2 protein-coding genes are annotated in these 2,902 nt (G+C 38.5%); both read right to left on the bottom strand.

The window, feature by feature from the left end; genetic code table 11:
* Positions 1-653 precede the first annotated feature (653 nt).
* Positions 654-1,889, bottom strand: a complete 1,236-nt coding sequence (gene lepB, locus KGY70_20275) for a signal peptidase I (protein ID MBS3777541.1) — start codon at positions 1,887-1,889, stop codon at positions 654-656.
* 257 nt (positions 1,890-2,146) lie between these two features.
* Entirely contained in the window at positions 2,147-2,719 is a 573-nt protein-coding gene (locus KGY70_20270) for a hypothetical protein (protein MBS3777540.1), read from the bottom strand.
* Between the last annotated feature and the right edge of the window lie 183 nt (positions 2,720-2,902).

Below are 2,902 nucleotides of genomic sequence, written 5' to 3'. Positions count from 1 at the left end.
TGGGGATGCTAAGACTGCCTCCGCCCGTCTCTCGGCCTCGGTTTTCCCTCGGCTGCGATACCACTGCGATATTGCCTTTTTCTTATCGCATCCACAGGTGACAATATGAACCTGCGATGCCCGGATCCTTTTTAGCGCGATTGACCCAGTACCGCCTTACGCGTGGAGGCGGGAGGCTCTCCCGTGTTCCCATGCAAACCTTTCCTGCCTTTGATATGGTCTCAGACTCCGGTCGGATCAAGGCTGCTTGTCATTAGCACAGCTTTGATATTGCACCAACTGTCATTAAAGTTAATGCTCCAACAAGTTAATTAATCTTTCGAAGCTCAATCCCATACCTTCAGCAGTCGCTGTTTACGCTTCATGCCACCATTTCTGATGACGATGCAAAACTCGCTTCCGGTGGCTGACCAAGCCTTTCCGTGCAGGATTGACTACCCGCGGGTTTGCTGCAAGGTGTTTCATTATTTATATATTTAATACGCCTTTAAATCCCCACCTTATGGGCTTGCACGGCGCAAAATGACAATCAATGACCATAAATGACAGCCAATGACAATTTTTGTCAAACTCCTCAAACGTATTTTGTGTCAAACTTTGTCAAACTAACTACCGAATGACTGAATGACCACCGATTGACAATCGAATGACCATTATTTTATCCCCTTGAAAAATCTCTTCCATTTAACTTTGCCGTGCCAGTTAGAAAACAGGATAAATTCCGCCTTCCCGATGATATGGCTTTCCGGGACGAAGCCCCAGGAACGGCTATCGGATGAATGGCAGCGGTTGTCGCCCAGCATGAAGTAATAGTTGCGGGTGAAGCGATAATGATCTCGTTTGTTTCCGTCTATAAGTATCTGTTCCTTATTTTGCTTAATCTGATGTCCTTCATGCCGTTCTATAGTATGCCGATAAAGCTCCAAATTTTTCTCATTCAGCCGGATTGTTGCTCCTTCTTTGGGTATGTACAGCGGGCCGAAGCTGAAATCTTTCCAGCCGGTATTTAAACTATCACCATAAATAAGACCGGAACGGCCTTCCCGTTGAAGAATCCTGTAATTTGGCCGATCCTTCCTTTCATACACGTGGTTTTTTACAGAATCGGTCATCAGTACCAGGGAATCGAGCCATGGAAGAGCCCGGAGCTTTGTTTTTGCAGCCAGGGTCAGATTGGCTTTCATTTTTTCTTTGGGCAGGATCTTCAAACTGGCATTTTGATTTTTCATCCAGCTCTTCAGCTTTTCCTTGGCCTGTGTATCGATCAGGTAATCGTGTTTCAAAGTAGGGGGAAGCTGCACCTGTTTTCCGTTTGCATAAAGGGTTTCTCCTCTAAGCCGCAGGCTGTCTCCGGGCAGACCCACACAACGTTTAATGTATGCCTGGTGACTTTGAGGATGCTTAAAAACAATTACATCGTTTCTTTGAAACTGGCCGCAAACTTTCAAGCGCCTGCCAGTTTCCCGGTATTTGCTTTGCTTTTGGTTATTCCCGGAATAAAACACGTTCAGCCAGGGCACCTCTTTCAGTGAAGCGGGCAGGTAAGGCCCGTACCGGAGCTTACTTACCAGCACCTTATCTCCCGGCAGAAGGGTTTGTTCCATTGAACTGCTTGGGATGGTATACACCTCGGCCACAAAAACCCGGAAAAAGATGGCCAGCAAAAAGGCTAAAATAAGGTAGAGCGGAGTTTTGAACCAGTAATTGGAGCGTATGACGCTTGGGATTTTTTTGGTTTTTTCGGGGAACACTGCCATTACCAACAACAAACCAATTAACCCAACCGGTTTTAACCAGCCTGTCCATACAATAAAAAGGACCAGTATACCAGCCAATAGGATGAGAGTCAAATAAAATTTTATATATGCATCTCTTGGTGCATTGTTCATGAACATGCTTTTGTTATCAGGCACTTGGGCTATGATCCTCTGGACATTACTAAAAATATCGATATCTGAATTCTCTTGCTCAACTACTGAAAAGTTATCAATTCAACCATAGAGGATTATTTTCCAATTCTTTTTTCAATCTCTTGCTTATATAATTACATTAGTTCTTCATTATAAGCTGGATTACCCACTTACAAAACCTCATTTTAGGTTATTTTATTTGTTTTAAAATTATATCCAACAGTATATTTAAATGCTTAATTTTTCTCTAGTCTTTTGTTAATTTCTTGCTTATATAGTTTCATGAGTTTGTCACCATGAAGAGGATTGCCAATTAAAATTATTTTATTATTTTTATCTAACAGAAATGTTTTTGGATCATCAAAGTCTGTTAAATTATTTTTTTTTAATATATTATTATTTTCAACAATTATTATTGGATAATTATGAAGGCTTTTTGGATAATAATATTTTTTGAATTCATTTACATTATTAGTTTTTACGTAAAAAAGAATATTAAAATTTATATTCTTTTGGGCTATTTTTATCAAATTTTTCCATTGTTTAAATGATTTAATGCATTCATGGCATCGTCCGTCTATATATGTGATGATTTTCAAATTAGAATTATTTGAAAGATTAGTTTGATCAAAAGCAATATATTCTTTATTATAAAATACGCTATCGGGAATTATAGTAATAAGTTTTTTATTTCTATATTTATTTACTAATTCTTTAAAATCTCTTTTGTTGTTCACTTTTAGGTTGCAACTAACGAAGGTAAATACTAATAGTAGTAATATTATAATATTTTTTTGATTAATTTCCATAATATTTTTATTTATGACTAAGATTAAACTTTATAAGGGCGGGTTCTGGTAAATTGGTAATACCATAAAGAGTTTGATCTTTATCATTAACGCTAAAACCCCATATTTCTTTATCTAAAGAATAGTGGAGAACCGGTTTGCCACTCCAGGTAAACACCAATATATCTTTACCATATATTATTC

Source organism: Bacteroidales bacterium, assembly GCA_018334875.1.
In the GTDB taxonomy this organism is placed as follows: domain Bacteria; phylum Bacteroidota; class Bacteroidia; order Bacteroidales; family UBA12077; genus JAGXLC01.
This window is presented reverse-complemented; position numbering and strand designations above follow the sequence as displayed.

Bases quoted from the DNA above. Each gene is read 5' to 3' on its own strand.
- lepB (MBS3777541.1), bottom strand. From the start codon at position 1,889: ATGAACAATGCACCAAGAGATGCATATATAAAATTTTATTTGACTCTC.
- KGY70_20270 (MBS3777540.1), bottom strand. From the start codon at position 2,719: ATGGAAATTAATCAAAAAAATATTATAATATTACTACTATTAGTATTT.